The 23,421-nt window shown below is 74.0% G+C and carries 24 protein-coding genes; 8 read left to right on the forward strand and 16 right to left on the reverse strand.

The window, feature by feature from the left end:
* Window positions 1-200: 200 nt before the first annotated feature.
* The 3 genes from ACFYZY_RS20625 to ACFYZY_RS20635 form a co-directional block, all read right to left on the reverse strand.
* A complete protein-coding gene (locus ACFYZY_RS20625; protein WP_388696040.1) occupies window positions 201-689 on the reverse strand; it encodes a nucleoside deaminase in 489 nt (162 codons plus the stop codon).
* A gap of 499 nt (window positions 690-1,188) precedes the next feature.
* Window positions 1,189-2,253 (reverse strand): adenylate/guanylate cyclase domain-containing protein, encoded by a 1,065-nt coding sequence (locus ACFYZY_RS20630; RefSeq protein ID WP_388696246.1) that lies wholly within the window; start codon window positions 2,251-2,253, stop codon window positions 1,189-1,191.
* A gap of 26 nt (window positions 2,254-2,279) precedes the next feature.
* Window positions 2,280-2,729, reverse strand: coding sequence for a universal stress protein (locus tag ACFYZY_RS20635; RefSeq protein ID WP_388696043.1), 450 nt, complete (start codon window positions 2,727-2,729; stop codon window positions 2,280-2,282).
* Between the two features lie 213 nt (window positions 2,730-2,942).
* On the opposite strand from ACFYZY_RS20635, the gene ACFYZY_RS20640 reads away from it, so the two are divergent.
* From ACFYZY_RS20640 to ACFYZY_RS20650, 3 genes are all read left to right on the forward strand, one after another.
* A complete protein-coding gene (locus ACFYZY_RS20640) occupies window positions 2,943-3,284 on the forward strand; it encodes a hypothetical protein (RefSeq protein WP_388696046.1) in 342 nt (113 codons plus the stop codon).
* A 1,154-nt stretch (window positions 3,285-4,438) separates the two neighbouring features.
* Entirely contained in the window at window positions 4,439-4,879 is a 441-nt protein-coding gene (locus ACFYZY_RS20645; RefSeq protein WP_388696048.1) for a hypothetical protein, read from the forward strand.
* Window positions 4,880-5,088: 209 nt separating this feature from the next.
* A complete protein-coding gene (locus tag ACFYZY_RS20650) occupies window positions 5,089-5,919 on the forward strand; it encodes an SAM-dependent methyltransferase (RefSeq protein WP_388696051.1) in 831 nt (276 codons plus the stop codon).
* A 36-nt stretch (window positions 5,920-5,955) separates the two neighbouring features.
* Here the strand turns inward: ACFYZY_RS20650 and ACFYZY_RS20655 are convergent, their stop codons facing one another.
* Window positions 5,956-6,879 (reverse strand): helix-turn-helix domain-containing protein, encoded by a 924-nt coding sequence (locus tag ACFYZY_RS20655; protein ID WP_388696054.1) that lies wholly within the window; start codon window positions 6,877-6,879, stop codon window positions 5,956-5,958.
* 99 nt (window positions 6,880-6,978) lie between these two features.
* Window positions 6,979-7,215 carry a DUF397 domain-containing protein gene (locus ACFYZY_RS20660; RefSeq protein WP_388696056.1) on the reverse strand — a complete coding sequence of 79 codons (237 nt, stop codon included), beginning with the start codon at window positions 7,213-7,215 and terminating at the stop codon, window positions 6,979-6,981.
* Between the two features lie 313 nt (window positions 7,216-7,528).
* Here ACFYZY_RS20660 and ACFYZY_RS20665 point away from each other — a divergent pair, with 313 nt between their 5' ends.
* A complete protein-coding gene (locus ACFYZY_RS20665) occupies window positions 7,529-7,948 on the forward strand; it encodes a YciI family protein (protein WP_388696058.1) in 420 nt (139 codons plus the stop codon).
* Complete coding sequence (locus ACFYZY_RS20670; RefSeq protein WP_388696249.1) at window positions 7,945-9,090, forward strand: RNA polymerase sigma factor; 1,146 nt, start codon at window positions 7,945-7,947, stop codon at window positions 9,088-9,090. Before ACFYZY_RS20665 ends, ACFYZY_RS20670 begins: the two co-directional genes overlap by 4 nt.
* Window positions 9,091-9,103: 13 nt before the next feature.
* Here the strand turns inward: ACFYZY_RS20670 and ACFYZY_RS20675 are convergent, their stop codons facing one another.
* From ACFYZY_RS20675 to ACFYZY_RS20705, 7 genes are all read right to left on the reverse strand, one after another.
* Window positions 9,104-9,682: a hypothetical protein gene (locus ACFYZY_RS20675; protein WP_388696060.1), complete on the reverse strand. Its 579-nt coding sequence runs from the start codon at window positions 9,680-9,682 to the stop codon at window positions 9,104-9,106.
* On the reverse strand, window positions 9,679-10,854 hold the full coding sequence (locus tag ACFYZY_RS20680) for an ROK family glucokinase (protein ID WP_388696062.1): 1,176 nt from the start codon (window positions 10,852-10,854) through the stop codon (window positions 9,679-9,681). The genes ACFYZY_RS20675 and ACFYZY_RS20680 overlap by 4 nt, the downstream gene beginning before the upstream one ends.
* Window positions 10,855-10,890: 36 nt before the next feature.
* On the reverse strand, window positions 10,891-11,685 hold the full coding sequence (locus ACFYZY_RS20685; RefSeq protein ID WP_388696065.1) for an ATP-binding cassette domain-containing protein: 795 nt from the start codon (window positions 11,683-11,685) through the stop codon (window positions 10,891-10,893).
* Complete coding sequence (locus tag ACFYZY_RS20690; RefSeq protein ID WP_388696067.1) at window positions 11,682-12,731, reverse strand: ABC transporter permease; 1,050 nt, start codon at window positions 12,729-12,731, stop codon at window positions 11,682-11,684. Before ACFYZY_RS20690 ends, ACFYZY_RS20685 begins: the two co-directional genes overlap by 4 nt.
* Window positions 12,728-13,747, reverse strand: a complete 1,020-nt coding sequence (locus ACFYZY_RS20695; RefSeq protein WP_388696069.1) for a sugar ABC transporter substrate-binding protein — start codon at window positions 13,745-13,747, stop codon at window positions 12,728-12,730. The genes ACFYZY_RS20690 and ACFYZY_RS20695 overlap by 4 nt, the downstream gene beginning before the upstream one ends.
* Before the next feature lie 518 nt (window positions 13,748-14,265).
* Window positions 14,266-14,937 (reverse strand): response regulator, encoded by a 672-nt coding sequence (locus ACFYZY_RS20700; RefSeq protein ID WP_388696071.1) that lies wholly within the window; start codon window positions 14,935-14,937, stop codon window positions 14,266-14,268.
* Entirely contained in the window at window positions 14,934-16,145 is a 1,212-nt protein-coding gene (locus tag ACFYZY_RS20705; RefSeq protein WP_388696073.1) for a sensor histidine kinase, read from the reverse strand. Before ACFYZY_RS20705 ends, ACFYZY_RS20700 begins: the two co-directional genes overlap by 4 nt.
* A 145-nt stretch (window positions 16,146-16,290) precedes the next feature.
* Here ACFYZY_RS20705 and ACFYZY_RS20710 point away from each other — a divergent pair, with 145 nt between their 5' ends.
* Window positions 16,291-16,512: a hypothetical protein gene (locus tag ACFYZY_RS20710; RefSeq protein WP_388696075.1), complete on the forward strand. Its 222-nt coding sequence runs from the start codon at window positions 16,291-16,293 to the stop codon at window positions 16,510-16,512.
* A gap of 128 nt (window positions 16,513-16,640) precedes the next feature.
* On the opposite strand, the gene ACFYZY_RS20715 is transcribed toward ACFYZY_RS20710, so the two are convergent.
* On the reverse strand, window positions 16,641-17,249 hold the full coding sequence (locus tag ACFYZY_RS20715) for a dihydrofolate reductase family protein (protein ID WP_388696078.1): 609 nt from the start codon (window positions 17,247-17,249) through the stop codon (window positions 16,641-16,643).
* A 244-nt stretch (window positions 17,250-17,493) separates the two neighbouring features.
* On the opposite strand from ACFYZY_RS20715, the gene ACFYZY_RS20720 reads away from it, so the two are divergent.
* Window positions 17,494-18,234, forward strand: coding sequence for an SDR family NAD(P)-dependent oxidoreductase (locus ACFYZY_RS20720; protein WP_388696081.1), 741 nt, complete (start codon window positions 17,494-17,496; stop codon window positions 18,232-18,234).
* Between the two features lie 192 nt (window positions 18,235-18,426).
* Here ACFYZY_RS20720 and alc read toward each other — a convergent pair whose 3' ends face one another.
* Window positions 18,427-19,542, reverse strand: a complete 1,116-nt coding sequence (alc, locus tag ACFYZY_RS20725; RefSeq protein WP_388696083.1) for an allantoicase — start codon at window positions 19,540-19,542, stop codon at window positions 18,427-18,429.
* A gap of 1 nt (window position 19,543) precedes the next feature.
* Complete coding sequence (gene allB / locus ACFYZY_RS20730; protein ID WP_388696086.1) at window positions 19,544-20,878, reverse strand: allantoinase AllB; 1,335 nt, start codon at window positions 20,876-20,878, stop codon at window positions 19,544-19,546.
* Window positions 20,879-21,261: 383 nt separating this feature from the next.
* Here allB and ACFYZY_RS20735 point away from each other — a divergent pair, with 383 nt between their 5' ends.
* The gene (locus ACFYZY_RS20735; protein ID WP_388696089.1) at window positions 21,262-22,068 is read left to right on the forward strand and encodes an IclR family transcriptional regulator; all 807 of its coding nucleotides are present in this window, start codon (window positions 21,262-21,264) and stop codon (window positions 22,066-22,068) included.
* A 56-nt stretch (window positions 22,069-22,124) separates the two neighbouring features.
* Here ACFYZY_RS20735 and ACFYZY_RS20740 read toward each other — a convergent pair whose 3' ends face one another.
* Entirely contained in the window at window positions 22,125-23,387 is a 1,263-nt protein-coding gene (locus ACFYZY_RS20740; RefSeq protein ID WP_388696092.1) for an MFS transporter, read from the reverse strand.
* Between the last annotated feature and the right edge of the window lie 34 nt (window positions 23,388-23,421).

Here is a 23,421-nt window from a genome sequence, read left to right on the forward strand (position 1 = left end):
GTACATCTGCCGGTCGCCTCCTTTCCGGGGGTCGGGAATCAGGAATCGGGAATCGACGCCCACCGCAAATTAGTGGCGGTCGGCACGGGGGTCAAGGGGCCGGGCCCGGCCTTCCGGAATCCGGACGGATTCTTTTTCGGTGACCGACGCGGCCGGCGGCCGATGTGGTCGGCGCCCGATGTGGCGGTAAGTCGACGCGGTCAGTAGTCGACGCGGTCGCTCTTCGCGTTCCACGCCTCGAACGGCTCGGTGCGGTGGGGCAGGTCCAGGTGGACGATCCGCATCGGCCACGCCCCCTGGGGCTTCTTCTCGAACAGGTCGTAGAACTCGCGGTCGTCGAAGCCGGCCGCCGCGGCGTCGTGGCGGTCGGCGGAGAACACCAGCCGGTCGACGCGCGCCCAGAGCGCGGTGGAGAGGCACATCGGGCACGGCTCGCACGAGGTGATCAGGGTGCAGCCTTCGAGGCTGAAGGTGTTCAGCTCCTTGCAGGCGGCGCGGATGGCGTCGACCTCGGCGTGCGCGGACGGGTCGTTCGTCGCGGTGACCCGGTTGTGTCCGGTCGCGACGACCCTGCCGTCCTTGACGATCAGGGCGCCGAAGGGGCCGCCGCCGCTGTTCACGCTGTCGGTGGCGACGGCGATGGCCTGCCGCATCCACGCCTGCTCGTCCTGGACGGTGCTCACGGTCACGGTTGCTCCTTGTCGAATGCGGTGGGTCGCGGGGCCGCCGGGAGGGCCGCGGCGTCCGCGCGAACGGGGCCGGGGACCCGCCCGTAGGCTTCCACGGGGCGGCGACGCCGGCGCCGGGACGGGCGGTCCCGGCGTGTCGGCCGGACGGCCTCTCCGGCGGGGCTTTCCCGTCCCTCGTGTTCGGGTGTGTGCGAGCAGTACACAGCCGTCCGCCCGGGACCGGCCAGGCGCCGAAGACATGAAATACGGGCAGCCCGGAGCCGATGCTTCGTAAGTTCCTACGAGGGCCGGTACGAGCCGACCCGGTGGGCCGCACCCGGCCGCCCCCGCGCTCCGGCCCCCGGCCCCCGGCTTCCGGTCCACGGAGCCCGGGGCCGGAGGCCGGAGGCCGGAGCCCGGGACCGGGCCGCACCGGCCCGTCGCGTACGGCCTGGCGCTTACGGCCCGTCACGCACGGGCCCGCCGCGTACGGCCCGGCCCCGCGTTCACCGTCCGGAGGTCACCCGGCGGACCGGTTCGGCCGCAGGAGCACCGGGCGCAGCCTGTTGTACCCGCGCACCGACACGGGTCGGAGGGCCTTGAGTTCGTACCCCTCCGTGCCCGCCAGTTCGCCCGCGAACGCCGTGTCGACCAGCACGGTGCCGGGGCGGGCCACCGCGGTGAGCCGGGCGGCGATGTTGACCGCCGCCCCGTAGACGTCGCCGAAGCGGCTGAGGACGGGACCGTGGGCGAGCCCGGTCCGCATGCGGGGCAGATCCGGTTCGGCCCCGGCGCGCGCGGTGAGTTCCAGCGCGATGCCGGCGGCCTCGGAGGCCGAGTCGCACACGAAGAGGACCTCGTCCCCGATGGTCTTCACCACCTGTCCCCCGCCCTCGGCGACCACGTCACCGGTCAGGTTCTCGAACAGGTCGATCACCCGGGAGAGTTCGCCGCCGTCCAGTCCACGGGTCATCCGCGTGTAGCCGACCATGTCGGTGAAGCCCACCGCCCGGTCGCGGATCTCGGCGCCCGCGCGGGGCTGCGCCGCTCCGCCCGCCACCGCGCCTCCCGCCCCGCTCTTCCCCGCTCCCGGCCCGCCGGGGCCCTCCCCCGCCCCGGCGAGCAGCCTCCCGGCGTGCGCCGCGAGGTGCCGGCGCCACACGTGCCTCTGGAGCAGCTCCATCTCCGGCAGCAACGTCGCGACGTGGCGCACCAGTTCCTCTTCGCCCACGGGGCTCTCGGAGCCGCGGTGCGCCATCCAGGCCCAGAGGGTGTCGACCTGCCATTCGGCGAGCCGGGACAGGTGGTGCCCCAGGGCCCGCGCCATCATCGTCTCGTTCTCCTCGGTGATGAGCCCGGCCCCGATGAGCCGCTCCCCCGCGCGCAGCGCGTCGGCGTCGGCGTCGGTGAACACCCGCGCCTCCTCGTCCGCCGCCGGGAATCCGAGCGCGCGCCAGATCTGCACCGTGCGTCCCGGCTCGACGCCGGTCCGCTCGGCGATGTCCCGCCTCGTCCAGACACGGCCGCCGCCGAGCAGCACCTCTTCGACGGTCCGCCGCAGCCGGTCGGCGCCGGACGGGTCCACCGGTCCCCCGTCCGGCCGCGCCGCGCTCACGTGGTGTGCACGATCAGCACGTCGAGGCCCGACTTCCTGGCGATGTCGGCGGGTACGGAGCCGAGGATGCGCCCGGCGAGCGAGCGCAGGCCCCTGTTGCCGACGACCAGGAGGTCGGCCGACGCCTTCCGCGCGATCCCGACGAGCGCGGCGACCGGTTCGCCCTGCACGGCGACCGTCCGCACGTTCGCCGCACCCTGCGCGCGGGCCCGGTCCTTGGCGGTCAGCAGGGTGTCCTCGGCGGGCGCGGAACCCACCACCTGGTACGCCTCCGCCCCCAACTGGTCCTGGGCCACGGCGAGTTCGGGGCCACGCATCGGGAGGTACGCGCAGGCGATCACGAGTTCGGCCGCACAGGCGGCGGCCAGTTTCGCCGCCGTCTCGACCGCCGCGAACGACGACTCCGAACCGTCCGTACCGACCATGACCGTCCGGTAGGCAGTCAAGGCAACCTCCTTACCAGAGAGTAAACTTACTTCCAAGTAAGGTAAGGCGGGAAGGGCCGGCCCGGCAAGGGGGCGGGCCCCGCCGAAGGCTCCCGCGCCGGACCCGGCCGAACCCGCGCCACACCCGGACGCGCGGCGGCCGCCTGCCGCCCCCGCGCCGCTCCGCCCGCCAGACTGGGACGTCCGATGCCCTGTGCGTTACGGAGGTCCCCCATGCCCCTGCACTCCACCGGACCGGGCGGGACGGACACCTTTCCGGCCGTCTGCGCGCACACGCACCTGTTCCCGGGCGCCGGATGCCGCGTCCAGGGGCTGCCCGACCCCTCCGCCTTCGCCGCGGAACCCCGGCCGATCGAGGTGGACCTGCGCTTCTCCGACGGGGTGATCGCCGACGCGAGGCTGACGCCGGAGGACCCGGCGGGTCCCGTGCTCGTCGTCCCGGCGTACACCACCGGCGCCGGGACCCCGGTCGCCGCCCGCGCCTGGGCGGTCCGGAAACTCACCCGGATGGGGTCCGGGGTGGAGCTGACGATCGGCGGCCCCGTCGGGGCGTGAATCCGCCACGGACCCCCCGTCGAACACGCGGGTGATTTGACTGCCGCGTCACCCCGAGGGGCATCCGCCCGGCCCCGCCGACCTCGCGCGCACGGGTTCGCTCCGCAAAGCGCCCGGACGGGCGCGTCCGGACCCCGGCAAAGCACCTCTCCCGCAGGACCTCTCGGACCCGCGGGGCATCTCCGGCACCTCGCGGGTCAAGGAAAATTAGCTTCCGCACATTCGCTTTTTTCCCATTCGCATGAACCGATTCCCCTCGGCGCCACCCTCTCCCCTCCCGAGAGGAGGGGGAAGCGACCCACACCGGACCCCACCTGGGGTTTTTCATTTCCGATCAAAATCAGTCAGACAAAGCAGGTCAACGCTCTGTCTGGGCGGTCGATACAGGGGCAGACGCGGAACAGTTTTCGACATCGACAGGGCACAACCAGTCCCGTGCAAGACGCTCACAGAAGGGAAACAGCTTGCACGGCGGGAACTTCACGCCGCTCGGAGCGAATGCATCTGATCAGACGATATCGTGACGTCACCGCACGCGATCCCTCGACGACGGACCGTGATGCGCGTGTCCCGGGGAGGTACGGCCCCGGGGCCCCGGCACAGGCCGTCGACGACCAGAAAGAAGCCCAGCATGACCCTCGGAGCAGTCAGGAGCCCGATATCGCTCCCCCGGCCGGTCCCCACGGGATCATCCCTCTCCCCCGCCGCGGCGAAACCCCCGGCCCCCCGCTGACGGACCTCCGCCGGTGCGGCGCGCGAGCCTCCGAAGCGCGCTTCACCCCGTCCGTCCCCGTCGGGGCCGAGCCCCCGGCCGGACGGGGCCGCCCCCGGGCGGCCCCGTCCGGCCCCGACCGCTGACGCCCCGGACCGGCGGGCCACCGCACCCGGAGCGGCGAAGGGAGAACTCCCATGACACTGCCACCGAAGGGCGTTCACCGCGAGTACCGCGATGGCCCCACCGAACGGAAGACGGAGCACGGACGCCCGCGGGACCACCGCGGACCGACGGGCCGGCGACGGCTCCCGTGCGCGCACGACCGCACCCGGGGCGACGGCGCCCACCGGGCGGGGAACGCCGGACCGGCGCTCCCCGCGCCCCCGCCGTCCGCCGCGCCGGCCCGGCGTCCGGAGCCCGGTGGAGGGGCGGGGCGGCCGTGAACGGACCACCTGCCTCCCGTTCGGCCCTGTCCGCCCTGAAGCTCGGGTTCGAGGCGTTCCGCGAGGCGAACAGGGGTGCCTACGTCCGGTACGCCGAGAAGTGGACCGGCGACCCGGCGGAAGCGGAGCGGTGCGTCGAGGCGGTGCTCGACGCCCTGGAGAGCCGGTGGGTCGGCGTACTCGGCTCCGACTCCCCCGCCGCCCGCGTCTGGGAGGAGCTGCGCGCCGAAGCCGCGCGCCGGTCGGCGGACTCCGGCGGCCGGACGAGGCGGTTCCACACCGCCCTGCGGGACGACCAGGCCGACGTCGTGCTCCTCCATCACGACCTGGGGCTGTCCGTCGAGCACGCCGCCCACCTCATGGGGCTGGACGTCCCCGACGCGCGCGCCCTGCTGCGCGGCGCCGAACGGGACCTCCGCGCGGAGAGCGACCGCTGACACCGGGCGGCCGCCGCGCGACCGCCCGGCACCGGGCCGGCGCACACCCCGTCCACGGGTGGCGCGCCGGTCCCCCTCCCCCCGCGTCGCACAGGACCCGCCCGGCCTTTGCACCCTTCGGGGTGACTAGCCGTCAGGCGGGCGCGCTCCTAGGATGAGCCCTCGTGTCCGGGTACAACCGGCCCGGACAGGGGTTCAGGGGAGCGTGTATGACCAACGGCGGGGAATCCCGAACGCGCGTCATCGACACCGACCGTGCCAGTGCCGCGCGCATGTACGACTGGCTCCTGGGCGGGACGGAGAACTTCGAGGTCGACCGGGACGCGTGCGCCGAACTCCTGCGGATCGCGCCCAGCACCCAGCAACTCGCGCGCAACAACCGTGACTTCCTCCGGCGCGTGGTGCGTTACCTCGCCGTCGAGAAGGGGATCACCCAGTTCCTCGACCACGGCAGCGGCCTGCCCACCCAGGACAACGTCCACCAGGTCGCCCAGCGCGTCTCCCGGGACGCCAGGGTCGTCTACGTCGACAACGACCCGATGGTGCTCGCCCACGCGCGGACCCATCTCGACGACAACGCGCGCACCATGGTCGTCGACCACGACATGCGCGACACCCAGAAGATCAGGGAGTCCACCGAGGGCTTCCTCGACTGGGACCGGCCCGTCGCGGCCCTCTTCGTCTCCGTCCTGCACTGCATCCCCGACGACGACCGGAGGGGGCCGGCCGCCGTCATAAAAGCGGTGTCCGAACTCCTGGCACCGGGCAGCCACATGGTCATCTGCCAGCTCGTCAGCGAAGATCCGGCCGTCCGCGACGGAGTCACCCGGCTCATGGAGGGCGCGACCGGCGGCAACTGGGGACGCGTGCGGGAGCCCCACGAGGTGCGGCGCTACTTCGACTCCCTGGAGATCGTGGACCCCCCGGGCCTGGTCGACGTGATCGACTGGCTTCCCGACTCGCCACCCCCGCCCAAGGAGCTGCGGTCCACCGACTGGGTGGAGTGGGGCGGCGTGGGGAGCGTCCGGGCGTCCCGGTGATCCCGCCGCCGCGGAGCGGCCGCCCCGTGCGGCCGTCTACTCCGACCGCTCCGCGGCGGCCCGCTTCTCCCAGTGGGCGATGGCGCGTTCCAGCGCGCGCACGCTGCCCTCGCGGTCGTAGAGGTTCGCCCGGACGTTGAGCAGCAGCTTGCGCGTACGGTCGAGCTGGACCTTCTGCGTGATGTAGTGCGCGCCGTCCGCGTGCTCCACGTACGCCAGCTCCTGGTGCTCCCCGTCGGCGAACGCCAGGTGGAAAACGGGGGTGGGCGGGGCGATGACGTGTTCCGGGACGATGCGCACGTTGACCTTCTCGGTCAGGGTGGCCGTGTGGAGGAAACGCATCTGCTCGACCATCATGCCGGCGGTGCCGTAGGGCTGGGAGAGCACGCGTTCGCCGATCAGCGCCGCCAGCCTGGGCAGTCCGCTGTCGAGCATGAGCTGCCGCTGCATCCGGAGGGCGACGATGAGTTCGATGTCGCTCTCGGAGCGGCCGATCTCTATCATCCGGACCAGGGCGCGCGCGTACGCCTCGGTCTGCAGGAGACCGGGCACGACGCGGGGTTCGTAGACGGTGATCTGCCGCGCGGTCCGTTCGAGCCGGATGAGGCGCCGGAGGAAGGCGGGGGTGACGTCGGCGAACTTCGCGAACAGGTCCTCGTTGCCCGCCTGCTGGTGCAGCTGGTCGAGGTGGGCGCGGTCCTCGCGGGAGACGCCGTAGAAGAGGGCGAGGTCGTTCAGGTCCCGGTACTTGACGGGGCTCTTGCCCAGCTCCATCCGGCTGATCTTCGACGTGGAGGCGCGGATGACCCGCGCCGCGTCGGCCAGGGTGTAGCCGCGCCGCTCGCGGTGGGAGCGCAGTTCGTCGCCCAGCATGCGGCCACTCAGACGGTCGCCGGTGGTGTCCTGCAGGGGGACCACCGGCGCGTCGGATTCGGACCGGTGCTTGGGGGCGGCGGGCATGCGGGCTCCGGAGTCGGGGAAATGCCGGTTCGCCCGTCAGGATGCCCGAGGCGAGCCCACCGCCACAAACCATGGCCAACGCCTTACGGGGCGCTCGCCCTAGACGGCGAGGTCGTCGAACTCCTCCCCCTTGACCCCCTCCGTGAAGGCCCTCCACTCGGCCTCCGTGAAGACGAGGGCGGGACCGGCGGGGTGCCGCGAGTTCCTGAGCGCGACTCCGCCGCCGGGCAGCCCCGCCGCCTCGACGCATTCGCCCGCCCCGATGCTCGCCCGCGCCTTCCTCCAGGCGACACCCGCGATCGCGTCCCCGGGAACACCGTTCTCCACCACCGACATGTCCGTCCTCTCCGCTCGACGTCGGGGGCCTTCCGGCCACCGGCGCGGCGCGTTCCCATATGGGAACCGTCCGCCCCGCACATGCAAGGGTAGGAGGAGGCATGCGCGCGGACACTTCCCCGAAAGAGTGCACTTCAGGGCCTACTTCCCCATCATCCTCTCAACGTTCCATACGATTTACAGATGTAACCTCCTCCGCTGTCTCGGAAGAGCCGGAAAAAAATCGGGCGGCGATGTCGAGAAACCGCGCCCGGCTCCGTCCCCGGGGTGAACGCGACCACAATGGGCCGCACCAGGACCGAGGAGAGACACCATGGCCAAGTACCTGCTGCTCAAGCACTACCGCGGCGCCCCGGCGGCGGTGAACGACGTACCGATGGACCGGTGGACGCCGGAGGAGATCTCGGCCCACATCCAGTACATGCACGACTTCGCGGCCCGGCTGGAGGAGAGCGGCGAGTTCGTCGACGGGCAGGCGCTCGCCCCCGGGGGTTCGTGGGTCCGTTACGACGGCGAGGGGCGCCCGCCGGTCACCGACGGGCCGTTCGCCGAGACCAAGGACCTCATCGCCGGATGGATGGTGATCGACGTCGACAGCCACGAGCGCGCCGTCGAACTGGCCGGGGAACTGTCGGCTGCGCCCGGGGCCGGCGGGAAGCCGATCCACGAGTGGCTCGAACTGCGCCCCTTCCTGGCGGCGCCGCCCACCGTCCCGGAATGCCCCCACGGATGAACGAGGCCCTGCTCCGGAGCCTCACACCGGGCGTCCTCGCCGTCCTGGTCCGCCGCGGAGCCGACTTCGCGGCGGCCGAGGACGCCGTACAGGACGCGCTGGTCGAGGCGGTCCGCGTCTGGCCGGCCGACCCTCCGCGGGACGCGAAGGGCTGGCTGGTCACCGTGGCCTGGCGCCGGTTCCTCGACGCGACGCGCGCGGACACCGCCCGCCGCCGGCGCGAGGGCCTCGCGGACGAGGAACCGGCCCCCGGGCCCGCGCCCTCGGTGGACGACACGCTCAGCCTCTACTTCCTGTGCGCCCACCCGTCACTGACGCCGTCGTCCGCGGTCGCGCTCACCCTGCGCGCCGTGGGCGGGCTGACCACCCGCCAGATCGCACGGGCCTATCTGGTGCCCGAGGCGACCATGGCGCAACGGATCAGCCGGGCCAAGCGGACCGTCTCCGGCGCGCGCTTCGACCGGCCCGGAGACGTCGCCACCGTGCTGCGCGTCCTCTACCTGGTCTTCAACGAGGGCTACTCCGGGGACGTGGACCTCGCCGCCGAGGCCATCCGGCTCACCCGGCAGCTCGCCGCCGCCGTCGACCATCCCGAGGTGGCGGGGCTGCTCGCCCTCATGCTGCTGCACCACGCCCGGCGCGCGGCGCGGACCGGGCCCGACGGCGCCCTGGTGCCGCTCGCCGAGCAGGACCGGAGCCGGTGGGACACCGGGCTGATCGCCGAGGGCGTCGGGATCCTGCGGGCGGCCCTCGCCCGCGACCGCCTCGGCGAGTTCCAGGCGCAGGCCGCCGTCGCGGCCCTGCACGCCGACGCGCCCAGCGCCGAGGAGACCGACTGGGTCCAGATCGTCGAGTGGTACGACGAGCTCGCACGCCTGACGGACAGCCCGGTCGTCCGGCTCAACCGCGCGGTCGCCGTCGGCGAGGCCGACGGACCGCGCGCCGGTCTGGCGGCGCTCGCGGAGCTGGACGGCCCGCTGCCCCGCCGTACGGCGGCGGCGGCGTACCTCCACGAACGCGCCGGGGACGAGGGGACGGCGGCACGGCTGTACGCCGAGGCGGCCCGCGAGGCGTCCAGCCTCGCCGAACGCGACCACCTGAACCGCCGGGCCGCCCGGCTCAACGCCCGCCGGGAGGGGTGACGCGCCCGCCGGGTCAGGGACTGGTGGCGGAGACCGCGTACACCTGCGGGAAGGCGGGCTCGGTCAGATCGACGGTGATGTCGGTGGCCGGGCGCGGCTTCTCGCGCCCGACGGTCGTCCCCGCCCAGGCCGTGCCCCCGCCGAAGGACCAGCCGGCGATCTCCGCGTCGCGGTCGCCGACGGTGACCAGCCCCTGCGTGAGCCGCGCGCGGGCGGTCCCGGAGTCCGCGAGGAAGGCGTCGAGGCCGGCGGCGGTCGTCGTGAAGCGGACGTACAGCCGGCTGGTCTTCCAGTTGCTGGTCTCGTAGTAGGCGACGTCCCAGGCGCCGGTGGGGATCGGGACCTCGAAGATCCGGCGCTTCATCTGGGAGGGCCAGTTGGCCTGGAGGCCGGCCACCGAGGACTCGCGCTCCTTGTCGCGTCCGCTGTCCCGGCTCTGGCCCGCGGAGATCACGAGGTAGCCGGCCGGGATGCCGACGAGGAGCACGATGATGACGGCCGTCAGCCAGCGGCGGCGGATCATGTGCCGGCGGTCCTCGGGGAGTCCGCCGCGCGGCGGACGCGGCGGGGCGACCGGAGGGGACGGGGTCATGAGGACGGGTCCTCGGGAGGCCGGACGGCCCGGCCCGGGGCCCCGCTGCGCAGGGCCTGGGCGTAGCGCTCGTACCGTTCGTACCGCTCCACCCGGCGCCGGTTGGCACGGCGGAAGCGGCGGGCGACGAGCCGGGCGAGGTCGGCGGCGCCGACCATGCCGGCCTCGGGGCCGAGCTGCGCGCGGACGAGACGGGCCTCGGGGCGGTAGCCGCGGCCGGTGAGGTGGCGGCGGAAGGAGTCGCGGGCGGGGCCGATGAGGAGGTCGTCGGCGGCGGAGACGCCCCCGCCGATGACGAAGCAGGAGGGGTCGAGGGCGGCGGCGAGGTTGGCGATGCCGACGCCGAGCCACTGGCCGATGTCCTGGAACAGCTCGACGCACATGGCGTCGCCCTCGCGGGCCAGCTCGGTGATGAGCGGGCCGGTGATGTCGGGGACGTGCCCCTTCACCCGCTCGATGAGGCCGTGCGCGACCGGGGAGTCGGCGGCGGCCAGCTCCCGGGCCTCGCGGACGAGCGCGTTGCCCGAGCTGTACTGCTCCCAGCAGCCGCGGTTGCCGCAGGGGCAGCGGTGGCCGCCGGGAACGACCTGCATGTGGCCGAACTCGCCGGCGACGCCGTACTTGCCCCGCTTGACCTGCCCGTCCTCCAGGATCGCGCCGCCGATGCCGGTACCGAGGGTGATCATGACGAGGTGGTCCTCGCCGCGCCCGGCGCCGAAGCGCCACTCGGCCCAGGCGGCGGTGTTGGCGTCGTTGTCGACCATGACGGGGACGGCGAGGCGGCCCTGGAGGGAGTCCCGCAGGGGCTCGTTGCGCCAGGCCAGGTGGGGGGCGAAGAGGACCCGGGCCCGGTCGGCGTCCACCCAGCCGGCCGCGCCGATGCCGACGGCGTGCACGTCGTGCCGGTCGGAGAGGTCCAGGACCAGCTCGACGATGGTGTCCTCGACGACCTTCGGGCTCTTGGACTTGTCCGGGGTCTCCGTGCGGAGCGTCTCCAGGATGTTCCCGTCCGCGTCCACGACGCCGGCCATCACCTTCGTGCCGCCGATGTCGATGCCGACGGTCGGCACCCGGGGCGCCGTCAGGTGGGAGCGCCGCTCCCGGGTGCCGACGGTCCGCAGCACGGTGCCCCGGGCGGAGCCGCGGTGGGCGAGGTCACGGTAGGTACTCATCGGCTTCGATTCTGCCAGGTGGGGTGCGCGGGGCCGTTACGCGGCGGGGGGCCGTTCCAGTTCGTGGCGCAGGTCCTCCAGCTCGGTGCCGCCCGCCATCTGCCGGGTCAGTTCGTCCAGGGTGACAGAGCCCTTGGTGTGGCTGCCCGCCATGGTGCCCCGCTTGAGGAGGACGAAACGGTCGCCGACGAGGTGGGCGTGGTGCGGGTTGTGGGTGATGAGGACCACGCCGAGCCCCTGGTCGCGGGCGGCGGCCACGTACTTGAGGACCACCCCGGACTGCTTGACGCCGAGCGCGGCGGTCGGCTCGTCCAGGACGAGGACCTTGGCGCCGAAGTGGACGGCGCGGGCGATGGCCACGCACTGGCGCTCGCCGCCGGAGAGGGTGCCGATGGGCTGGTCGACGTCGCGCAGGTCGATGCCCATCCGCAACAGGGCCTCGCGGGTGGTGGCGCGCATGAGCCCGACGTCGAGCCGCTTGAGGGGCCCCTTGCCCCGGGTGGGCTCGGATCCGAGGAAGAAGTTGCGCCAGACCGGCATGAGCGGGACCACGGCGAGGTCCTGATAGACGGTGGCGATGCCCCGGTCGAGGGCGTCGCGCGGGTTGGCGAGGGTGACCTCCTCGCCCTCGACGCGGAAGGTCCCGGCGTCGTGCCGGTGCAGCCCCGCGATGATCTTGATGAGGGTCGACTTCCCGGCGCCGTTGTCGCCGAGGACGCAGGTGATCTCGCCCGCGCGGACCTCCAGGGAGACCCCTTCGAGGGCGCGGATGTTGCCGTAGTACTTGCTGACGTCGTCCAGCTCCACCAGCGGGGTCGTCCGCGCCGTCATTTGGTCGCCTCCACGCGCTTGCGGATCCAGGCGTTCAGGAGGGTCGCGAGCAGCAGCATCGCGCCCAGGAAGAACTTGAACCAGTCGGGGTTCCACTCGGCGTACACGATGCCCTTGCTCGTCATGCCGAAGATGAGGGCGCCGACCGCCGAGCCGATGGCGGAGCCGTAGCCGCCGGTGATCAGACAGCCGCCGATGACGGCCGCGATGATGTAGATCAGCTCGTTGCCGACGCCCTCGCCCGACTGGACGACGTCGAAGGAGAAGAGCAGGTGCTGCCCGGAGATCCAGGCGCAGAGGGCCACGCCCGCGTAGAGGCCGATCCTGGTGCGGTGGACGGGGACGCCGACCGCGCGGGCCGCGTCGGCGCCGCCGCCGACCGCGAAGACCCAGTTGCCGAAGCGGGTGCGGAGCAGGATCCAGGTGGCGAGCGCGACGAGGCCGAACCACCACAGGATGGTGACCTTGAACTCGACGCCGCCGAGGGTCAGCTGCGAGGCGAAGAGCTTCCGGGCGGAGGAGAAGCCCTCCATGTCGGCGATGGTCTTGGTGGAGACGGTGCCGCTGATCAGCTTGGTGAGGCCGAGGTTCAGGCCGGTCAGCATGAGGAAGGTGCCGAGCGTGATGATGAAGCTGGGCAGTTCGGTGCGGGTGAGCATGACGCCGTTGAACACGCCGATCGCCAGCGTGACGAGCAGCGAGACGCCGACGCCGACCCAGACGTTGGCCGTCATCTGGTAGCTGAACATGGACGAGATCAGCGCGGAGCTGGTGACCATGACGCCGGCGGAGAGGTCGAACTCGCCGCCGATCATCAGCAGGGCGACGGGGACGGCCATGATGCCGATGGTGGAGGCCGCGTAGAGGACGGTGCCGAGGCTGGAGGCGCGCAGGAAGCTGTCCGCGAAGACCGCGAAGAAGACGAAGACGGCGACCGCGCCGACGACCGAGCCCAGCTCGGGGCGGGCGAGCAGCTTCTTCAGGGGGGTCGTGCGCAGCAGCCGCTCGTCCACGTGGTCGATGCCGGGCGGGGCGGTGGAGCTCATCGGGTGCCCCGATCCGCGTAGGCGACCAGTGCCGGGGCGTCGTCCTTCGTGATGATCTGGGGGCCGGTGAGAACGGGCCGGCCGCCGCCGAGGACGTCGGCGTTGTAGCGGTACAGCCAGAGCAGGTCGACGGCCTCGTACCCCTGGAGGTAGGGCTGCTGGTCGACGGCGAAGCCGAGGGTGCCCGCCTTGAGGGCGGTGGCGACCTTGGCGTTGAGGTCGAAGGTGTCGATCTCGGCCTTGCTGCCGGCGCTCTTCGCGGCCTGGACGGCGGTGTCGGCGAAGGGGGCGCCGAGGGTGACGACGGCGTCGATGTCCTTGTCGGACTGGAGCTTGGCCTCGACGGACGCCTTGACGTCGGGCATGTTGGTGCCGTCGACGTACAGGTTGACGAGTTCGCCGCCGAAGGTCTTCTTCGCACCGGCGCAGCGCTGCTCGTGGCCGACGTTGCCCTGCTCGTGCAGGACGCAGAGCGCCTTCTTCTTCCCCCGCCGGTCGAGCTCCTCGCCGACGGCCTCGCCGGCGACGGTCTCGTCCTGGCCGATGTGGGTGAGGGCGCCGTACGCCCTGGACTGCTCGGCGCCGGAGTTCACGGTGATCACCGGGATGCCGGCCTTGACGGCCTTCTCGACGGCGGCCTTCATGGCGTCGGGCTTGGCGAGGGTGACGATCAGGCCGTCGACGCCCTTGGCGATGTACGAGTCGACCAGCTGCGCCTGCTGCTGGGCCTCGTCGTTGTGGGCGTAGAGGAAGTTGATGTTGTCCTTGACGGCGGCCTGCTTGGCGCCCTTCTGGACGATGTCCCAGAAGGTGTCGCCGTCGCCGGAGTGGGTCACCATGGCGAAGGTCCAGCGGGGGGTGTCGACGGCCGCCCTGCCCTGGGCCTGGGCGGCCTTGCGGGCGTCCTCGGCCCGCTTGCCGCCGGTGCTGCTGCATCCGGCGAGCGCCGCCGTCAGCGCGAGCGCGAGCACGGCGCCGACTGCGGCGCGTACCCCTCCTGTCCGAACCCTGGTCACGAGGCCGTGCCCTCCTTTGTGTCCTTCTGCGTGCATTGCAGTATCGGTCATGCCGGTCGCGGCGCTCGCCGCGGGGCACGCCCGGGGGCGCGGGCGGGTCGCCGGCCGGGCCGGCGCGGGTCCACCGGGGACGGGGAAGGGCGCCGGAGCGCGGGGCACGGAGGGAGCGTAGCCCGGGGCGCCGGTGACGGAAAGCCGTCGGTCCGGCCGCGCCGCCGGATCCCCGGCCGTGCGGACGGCACCGCCCCGCGACGGGGCCGCGCGCGCCGGACCGGCCGGTACGGGGCGGAGCCGGCCGCGCTCCGGCCCGCCGGGGGCGTGTGCCGAAAGGCGCGTCGCCCGCCCGCAGGGCGGGCCCGGCGGTGTCCGGTGCGTGCGATCGCACGGCGGAGGGTCGCCCCGATACCGGATGCATCGGGGTGATCCCGACAACGCGGCTGGGGGCACCCCCGTGCCCGAAGGGCTACGGAGGAGTGCGTGCCGGGCGCGCCGGGCGGACGGGACTTTCGACACACGCCCTACGGGCCCTCCGGCTCGTCCAGGAGGCCCGCGTCGTGGACGAGGAGGGCGATCTGGACGCGGTTGTTGAGGCCGAGCCGGGCCAGGACGCGGGAGACGTACGTCTTGACGGTCGGCACGCTCATGTACAGCTCGGCGGCGATCTCCGCGTTGGAGCGGCCGTGACCGACGGCGACGGCCACCTCCCGCTCCCGGTCGGTGAGCCCGGCGATCCGGTCGGCGGCCGCGACGCGCCGGGGCGGCTCCCGCCGCTCCGCGACGTGGGCCATCAGCCGGCGGGTGACGGCCGGGGAGAGGACGGGGTCGCCCGCGGCGACCCGGCGGACGGCGGCGACGATCTCGGCGGGCGGGGTGTCCTTGAGGACGAACCCGGCGGCGCCGGCCCGCAGGGCGCGCAGGACCTGCTCGTCGGCGTGGAAGGTGGTGAGGACGACGACCTCGGGGGCGCCGGGACGGGCCCGGAGGAGCTCGGTGGCGGTGAGGCCGTCGACGTGGGGCATGCGGATGTCCATGAGGACGACGTCGGGGGCGTGCCGGGCGACGAGTTCGGGGACGTCCCGCCCGTCGGCGCCCTCCCCGACGATGACGAGGTCGTCGGCGCCGCCGAGCATGAGGGCGAGGCCCCCGCGGACCAGGGGGTCGTCGTCGACGATGAGCAGCCGGATGGTCATGGGGGCCACGGTAGCCAGGCGCGCACGGTGAATCCGCCGTCGGGGGCCGGACCGTGTGCGAGACGGCCCCCGGCGAGGGCGGCGCGCTCGGTGAGCCCGATGAGGCCCTGGCCGGATCCGGGCACGTGCGGGGCGGGTCCGGCGGGGGCCGGGTTGCGGACCTCGACGGTGAGGCCTTCGCCGGGGCGGCCCCGGACGGTGACGGTCACCGGGGCGCCGGGGGCGTGCTTGCGGGCGTTGGTCAGGCCCTCCTGCGCGATGCGGTAGGCGGTGCGGCCGGTGGCGGCGGGGACCGCGCCCGGGTCGTCGACGGTGGTGTCGAGGACGACCTCGGCGCCGGCCTCGCGGGATTCGTCGACCAGCGCGCCGAGGGTGGCGAGGGTGGGCTGGGGCCGGTCGCCGTCGCCGTTCTCGCCGGGGGCGCGCAGGACGCCGATGATCTCGCGCAGGTCCTGGAGGGCTTCGTGGGCGCTGTCGCGGATGACGCCGGCGGCGCGGGCGACCTGCTCGGGCGGGGCGTCGGGCCGGAACTCCAGGGCCCCGGCGTGCACGCTGAGCAGGGTGAGCCGGTGGGCGAGGACGTCGTGCATCTCGCGGGCGATGGCCTCGCGGGCGAGCCGCTGCGCCTGGGCCGCGCGCAGTCCGGCCTCGGCCTCGGCGCGGCGGGCGCGTTCCCTGAGGGCTTCGACGAGCTGGCGCCGGGAGCGGACGAGCATGCCCCAGGCGATGACGAGCAGGATGAGGACGAAGCCGAGGACGAGGGAGAGCGCGAGTCCGGTGGTGGGGTCGGGGCGGAGGAACACCTGGGCGGTCGAGGTGGCCACGGCCAGCGCCCCGATCCAGGCGACCTCGCGGAAGGGGCGGCGCACGGCGACGCTGAACAGGCTCGCGAGGAGGGCCCCGGCGGCGACCGGTGCCACGGTGTTCGCCAGGGAGAGGCCGATCGCGAGCCCGGCCGGCCACCGGCGGCGCAGCCAGAGCGCGCAGCAGGCGGCGGCGCCGGCGAGCTGGTCGAGGAGGGTGACGGCCCCGCTGGTGTACTGCGCGCTGGTGTCGGCGGCGACGAGGCCGACGAGCGCGGCGAGCAGGAAGAGCGAGAGGTCCACGATCCAGTCGCGAACGGTACGGCGGGGCCGTCCCGTCCCGTCCCCGCCCGGTTCGGCCAGGTGGGAGGGGAGCAGCCAGCGCTGCCGGTCCGTACGGGTCATGTCCGCAATGTACGCAGCCGGGGGTGGCGCGGGGAGCGTGTGCGGCCGGGGCGGTACCGAAGTCGCGGAGGTCGGTACTTCGGTAGCGGCGGTCGTGGACCGGGGACGGACGCGACCGGTCCCGGGGCCCGGCCATGATCGGCGCATGAAGAGATTTCTGGAGACCACCGGGTTCCTGCTGGCCGTGTTCGGCGTCTGCGGGGTGATCCGCGAACTGACGGACGGCTGGTTCGGGTTCATGGGCCTGACCCGGTTCCTGACGGAGAACGTGGGGTTCCTGGAGGGCCGGGAGGTGTTCGCCGACATCGTGATCGCGGCGCTCGGTGTGGTCGTCATGATCGCCTCGGACCGGGTGCCGGAGTCCTGAGCGCCCGCCGTGCCCGGGGGCGGCGATCGGAGGAGCCGTCGTGAAGGGTTTTCCCGGAGGGGTGGGGGCTTCGGCGGCTCGCACGGAGCGATCACCGTGCCCGGCACGGCGGCCGGTGACGACGCCTTTCAGTAGCTGCCGTACCGGGGGCGTCCCCGGAGCGCGTAGGTGTGGATGGCGACGCCCGCACCGGTGGTGCGGGCCCCGGTGTGCCGGAAGGCGGTGGGACGGACGCCGTCGGTGAAGAGGCGGCGGCCGGTGCCCAGGATGACGGGGAAGACCAGCAGGTGGAGGGTGTCGATGAGGTCGTGGTCGAGGAGGGTGCGGGCGAGTCCGGCGCTCCCGTGCATCTGGATCTCCCCCTCGGTGCGCTCCTTGAGGGCGGCGACCTCGCGGGGGACGTCGCCCCGGAGCACGGTGGTCCCGGCCCAGCCGGGGTCGGTGAGGGTGGTGCCGACGACGTACTTGGGGAGGCCGTTGAGCTTGCTCGCGATCGGGTCGCCGGGGTCGGTCCGCTCCGGCCAGTAGCCCGCGAAGATGTCGTAGGTGCGGCGGCCGAGGAGGAAGGCGGCGGGGCGGGCGAAGACCTCTTCCATGAACCGTCCGAAGTCCTCGTCGCCGTACGGCACGGACCAGCCGCCGTGAGTGAAGCCGCCGCCGGGGTCCTCGTCGGGGCCGCCGGGCGCCTGCTGGACGCCGTCGAGGGTGAGGAACTGGGTGAGGCTGAGCGTGGCCATGGCGGATGTCCTCTCGCTTCTGCGGGCCGTGGTGTTCCGGAAGGGGTGACCGCGCCGCCGGGCGGAACTCATCGGTCCACCCGTGCGCCGGTCCCGGTCCACCGGCCATCGGCCCCGGCCCGCCGGTGCGCCGGTCCCGGTCCACCGGCCCCGGGATCGATGTCCGATTGCCGCCGGTGTTTCGGCGCGCCGCCGACTTCCATGGAACCCACGACCACTCAGTACGACGCACGGAGGTTTCGGGATGTCCACGATGAACGGCACGGCGGTCCTGGTGACGGGCGGCAGCCGGGGGATCGGCGCGGCGACGGCGGTACGGCTCGCCCGGGAGGGCGCCGACGTGGCCTTCACCTACGTCCGGGACGAGGCGCGGGCCGCGGAGGTCGCCGCGCGGATCGAGGAGGCCGGCCGGAAGGCGCTGCCCCTGCGGGCCGACGCGGCGGACGCCGGGGACGCGGCGGGCGCGGTGGCACGGGCGGCGGACGCCCTGGGCCGGCTCGACGTCCTGGTGAACAACGCGGGCGTCGGGCTCCTCGGCCCGCTGGAGTCGCTGACCCTCGCGGACGTGGACCGGGTCCTCGCCGTGAACGTCCGGGCGGTCTTCCTCGCCTCGCGGGCGGCGGCGGAGCGCCTGCCCGAAGGCGGCCGGATCCTCACGATCGGCAGCTGCGTGGCCCGGCGGGTGCCGGGTCCCGGCGCGACCCTCTACGCGACGAGCAAGGCCGCGCTCGTGGGCCTGACGAAGGCGCTCGCCCGGGAACTGGGCGGACGCGGCATCACGGCGAACCTCGTCCACCCCGGCCCCGTCGACACCGACATGAACCCGGCGGACGGCCCGTACGCGGACGGCCAGAAGGCCCTCACGGCCCTCGGCCGCTTCGGCACCCCGGACGAGGTGGCGTCGATGGTCGCGTTCCTGGCCGGCCCGGAGGCGCGGTACGTGACGGGGGCGGAGTTCTCGGTGGACGGGGGGCACGCGGCGTAGCGCCCGGCGGGGAGGGGGCCGCCCGTCCGGGGCGGCGGGAGCGGCGGGGCTCCGGGCCGCCGCACGGGCGCGCGCCGGCCGGTCGTTCCCGGCGGGGCCCGGGGGCGCACCGGCGCTGCCGGGCCGGTGCGCCCCCGTGGACCGGGCGGGGTGTCGTCCCCCGCCCGGCCCACGGAGGCCGGGCGGGACGGGTCAGCCGCCCAGCTCCTGGTGGCGGGCGGTCAGCCGCGCCGCGCCGGCTTCCGTGAGGGAGCCGAAGAGGCGCAGGCGGGAGATGCCGCCGTCCGGGTAGATGTCGATCCGGACGCGGGAGCCGACCACCGGGGCGTCCAGGACGAAGCGGTGGTCGGTGTCGGGCTGGAGGCGGGTCCGGGGCAGGACCTCGGTCCACTCCTCCGAGCCCTCGGCGGCGACGGAGAGGGCGGCCCAGCCCGCGCTGTTGCCCTTGAGGTAGGCGGTGTCGATCTCGACGGCGCGGATCTCGGACTCGGCGGCCAGGGCGTAGCGGATCCAGTCGTTGCCCTTGTCGCGGCGGCGGCGGGTCTCCCAGCCGTCGTCCATCTTGCGGGAGCGGCCCGGCTGGATGGTGTGGGTGGCCGGGGAGTAGAAGCGGTCGGAGGCGTCCTCGACCCGCCCGCCGTTCTCCAGGGCCGCGAGGTCGAAGGTGCCGAGGGCGCCCAGCCAGACCGGGTCGGGGGCGACCTCGCCGTACACGCGGAGGCGGGCGATGCCGCCGTCGGGGTGCTGGTTGACGCGCAGGTGCGTGAAGCGCTGCTCGGCGTCGACGGCGAAGCCGTTGGCGGCGTGGCCGCCGACGGCGGTGCGCGGGACGAGCACCGTCCACTTCACGTCGTCGGCGAGGAGCTCCTCGGGCGAGGGCGAACCGGCGACCGAGGCGCCCTCGACGGAGACGGCCTGCGGGTAGTTGCCCCGGAAGTGGGCGGTGTCGACGACGATGCCCCGGATCACGCCGGGAGCGCCGAGCCGTACGAGGGCCCAGTCGTGGTCGTCCTCGGTGGGGTGCGGCTCCCGCGCGGAGACGCCGCGGCGGCGGCGGGTCTCCCAGCCGTCCATGATCTTGCCCTTGTGGCCGAAGTGCTCGGGGTCGAACGCGGCGGCCCCGGGCGTGAGCAGGTTCTCGCGCTCGGCGAAGAACTCGTCGTTGGCCGCGATCACGCCCGCGCCCAGCCGCCGGTCCGCGAGGTCCGCGTACCCGGTGAAGGGGAAGTCGGCCGTGCGGTAGTCGGCGTACGGGTCGCCGCCGCCGTAGGGGCTCGCGTCACCGGTGAAGCGGGGTATGGACGACACGTCAGTTGTTCCTTTCGAGGAGTCGGCCGGAGGGTTCGGCGAGGGTGCCGCGGTCGGCGATCCGCTCGCCGCGCAGCCAGGTGGAGGTGACGACGCCGCTGAGGGTCTTGCCCGCGTAGGCGGTGATCCGGTTGCGGTGCTGGAGTTCGGCCGGGTCGACGGTGAAGACGGCGTCCGGGTCGAGGACGGCGAAGTCGGCGTCGCGGCCGGCCTCGATGGCGCCCTTGCGGTCGAGTCCGGCGAGCCGGGCGGGGCCGGTGGACATCCAGCGGACGACGTCCTCCAGGGTGTGGCCGCGGCGGCGGGCCTCGGTCCAGACGGCGGGCAGGCCGAGCTGGAGGGAGGAGATGCCGCCCCAGGCGGAGGCGAAGTCGGGTGTCTTGAGGTCGGCGGTGGACGGGGAGTGGTCGGAGACGACGCAGTCGATCGTGCCGTCCGCGAGGCCCTGCCACAGCGCGTCCCGGTTCGACGCCTCCCGGATGGGCGGACAGCACTTGAACTCGGTGGCGCCGTCCGGGATCTCCTCGGCGGTGAGCGTGAGGAAGTGCGGGCAGGACTCGACGGTGATCTCCACGCCCTCGGCCTTGGCGGCGGCGAGGGCCGGAAGCGCGTCGGAGGAGGAGAGGTGCAGGACGTGGACGCGCGCGTCGAGCCGGCGGGCCTGGTCGATCAGGTTCCCGATGGCCGTGTTCTCGGCGTCGCGGGGGCGGGAGGCGAGGAAGTCGGCGTACGCGCCGCCCGTCCGCCGGGGCGCGGCGGCGAGGTGGTGCGGGTCCTCGGCGTGCACGATCATCAGGCCGCCGAAGCCGGAGACCTCGGCGAGGGAGGTCGCCAGCTGCTCCTGGTCGAGTTCGGGGAACTCCTCGACCCCGGAGGGCGAGAGGAAGCACTTGAAGCCGAAGACGCCGGCGTCGTGCAGCGGCCGGAGGTCCTTGACGTTGCCGGGCAGGGCACCGCCCCAGAAGCCGACGTCGATGTGCGCCTTGGTCCGGGCGACGTCCTGCTTGACGCGCAGGTTCTCCACGGTGGTGGTGGGCGGCAGCGAGTTGAGCGGCATGTCGAGCAGGGTGGTGATGCCGCCGGCGGCGGCGGCGCGGGTGGCGGTCCAGAAGCCCTCCCACTCGGTACGGCCGGGGTCGTTCACGTGCACGTGGGTGTCGACCAGACCGGGCAGGACGGCGTCGTCGCCGACGTCCTCCAGCCGGGCGCCGGCGGGAACCCCGGCGTCGTGCGGCAGTACGGCCGCGATCGTCCCTCCGGAGACGGCGACCGAGGCCGGGCGCGTCCCCTCGGGGGTGATGACGCGCGTCGAGCGCAGGACCAGGTTGACGTCCACCCGTACCCCTTCTTCCAGTTGTCCCCGTGCGTTCCACGGGCCGGGGCGACGGCCCGGAGGGCGCACGGGGGGATGCCCCGGAGCAGTGCTCCGGAGAGAAATTCAACGAACTGTTGAAGGAGTCTTCACTTCCGGACGACGTGCCGTCAAGGGTCCGGCCCACGGACGGACACCGGTCGTCGTCGGCTTGGACGTTTCCATGAAGTGGAATGTAAATTTCACAGGGTAGAACGTAGCTCCGCACGGACGGGACGGCGCCGAGCCACCGCCGACACCGGACAAACACCCCCTGACCGGCACCGACGCCGGGACCGGGACCGTGTGCGCCGACCGGCGGCCCGGTAGGCTGCTGCCTTGCCCGCCCGCCTCGAAAGGACCGTGACGTGCCGACGTCCAGCGCCAGCACCACCGACGCCGCCAAGCCCGCCGCGAGCGGGGGCGTCCAGTCCCTGGAGCGCGCCTTCGACCTCCTGGAGCGGATGGCCGACGCCGGGGGCGAGGTGGGCCTGAGCGAACTCTCCGCCAGCAGCGGACTGCCGCTCCCCACCATCCACCGCCTGATGCGCACCCTGGTCGCCTGCGGCTACGTGCGCCAGCAGCCCAACCGTCGGTACGCGCTCGGTCCCCGGCTCATCCGGCTCGGCGAGTCCGCCTCCCGCCTCCTCGGGACCTGGGCCCGGCCGTACCTCGCCCGGCTCGTCGAGGAGACCGGCGAGACCGCGAACATGGCACTGCTCGACGGCGACGAGATCGTGTACGTGGCGCAGGTGCCGTCCAAGCACTCGATGCGCATGTTCACCGAGGTCGGACGGCGGGTCCTGCCGCACTCCACGGGCGTCGGCAAGGCGCTGCTCGCGCACACCCCCGCGGAGGAGGTGCGCGCGCTGCTCGCCCGCACCGGCATGCCGGCCGCGACCGAGAAGACGATCACCACGCCCGAGGGCTTCCTGGACGCGCTCGCCGCGGTCCGCGAGGCGGGGTACGCGGTCGACGACAACGAGCAGGAGATCGGCGTCCGCTGCCTGGCGGTCTCCGTGCCGGACTCCCCCACCGCCGCGGCGATCTCCATCTCGGGCCCGGCGGGCCGGGTCACCGAGGCGGCCACGGAGAAGATCGTCCCCGTGCTCCAGGAGGTCGCGCGCGACCTGTCCGCGGCGCTGGCGAACACGGCGGGCGGCGGGGCGGCGTAGCCCTTCCGGAAGGGTGCGCCGTCCCGGGGACGGCACCCCCCCCGGGGCGGCGCGCCTCACCCGGCGGACGGCGCCGGGGCCGGGTCCGGTGCCGTACGGAGGACCGTCGCCCACAGGAGCAGGGCGGCCAGGCCGAACGCCGCCCCGAGGGCCGTCACCAGCGGCCACCCTCCGGCGGCGTGGGCGAGGGAGGAGCCGAGGGCGCCGATGCCGCTGCCCGCCGAGTAGAAGACCATGTAGCCGCCGATGATCCTGCTGCCCGCCTCCGGGCGGACGGCGTGGATCACGGTCTGGCTGGTGACGTGGACGGCCTGCACGGCGAAGTCGAGCAGGACCGCGCCGGCCGCGAGCGCCCACAGCGACCGCCCGGCCAGCCCGATCGGAAGCCACGACAGGAGCAGCAGGGCGAGACCCGCACCGGTCGTGCGCCGCGCGAGGCCCCGGTCGTTCCAGCGTCCGGCCGCTCCGGCGGCGACGGCCCCGGCCGCCCCGGCGAGCCCGAACGCGCCGATCGCGGTGGGCGACAGCGACCACGGCGGACCGCTCAGCGGCTGCGCCATCCCGCTCCACAGGGTGCCGAACGCCGCGAACACCAGCAGGGCGAGCGCGCCCCGGAGCCGCAGCGCCGGGTGGCGGACGAAGAGGGCGACGGTCGAGGCCACCAGCCGCCCGTACGACGCCTCCCGCTCCCCGGTCCGCCGGACGGCCGCCGGCAGGGCGCGGCGCAGGAGCAGGGCGAGCACGGCGGTGACGCCCGCCGACACCAGGTAGACCGCCCGCCAGCCGGCGAGGTCGGCGAGGACGCCGGCGACGGCGCGGGCCAGCAGGATTCCGGTGACGATGCCGCCGGTGACGGTGCCGACGGCGCGGCCGCGCCGGGCGGGCGGCGCCAGCGCGGCGGCCGTCGCGACCATCGTCTGGGCGACGACGGCGAGCAGCCCGACCACGGCGAGCGCGGCGAGCAGCGCCGCCCCTCCCGGTGCGAGGCCCGCGGCCAGGAGGGCGAGCGCCAGCAGTCCGAGCTGACCGGTGACCAGCCGCCGCCGGTCGATCAGGTCGCCGAGCGGAACGAGCAGCAGCAGGCCCGCCGCGTAACCGGCCTGGGTGATCGCGACGACCGCCCCGAGCAGCGCGGGGCCGAACGCGAACCGCTCCCCGAGGGTCCCCAGGAGCGGCTGGGCGAAGTAGACCGTGGCGACGGAGCTGCCGCAGGCCAGCGCGAGGAGCGGCACGGCCGGGAGGGACGGCGGCGCGTCCGGCATCCCGGAGCCGTCCGTCCCGCCCTCCCCGCGGGGCCGGCCGGAGCACTCGATCGCCATGCGGACGCACCTCCCATGATGGTTGCAACTTGCT

It is taken from the genome of Streptomyces sp. NPDC001744 (assembly GCF_042892575.1).
In the GTDB taxonomy this organism is placed as follows: Bacteria; Actinomycetota; Actinomycetes; order Streptomycetales; family Streptomycetaceae; genus Streptomyces.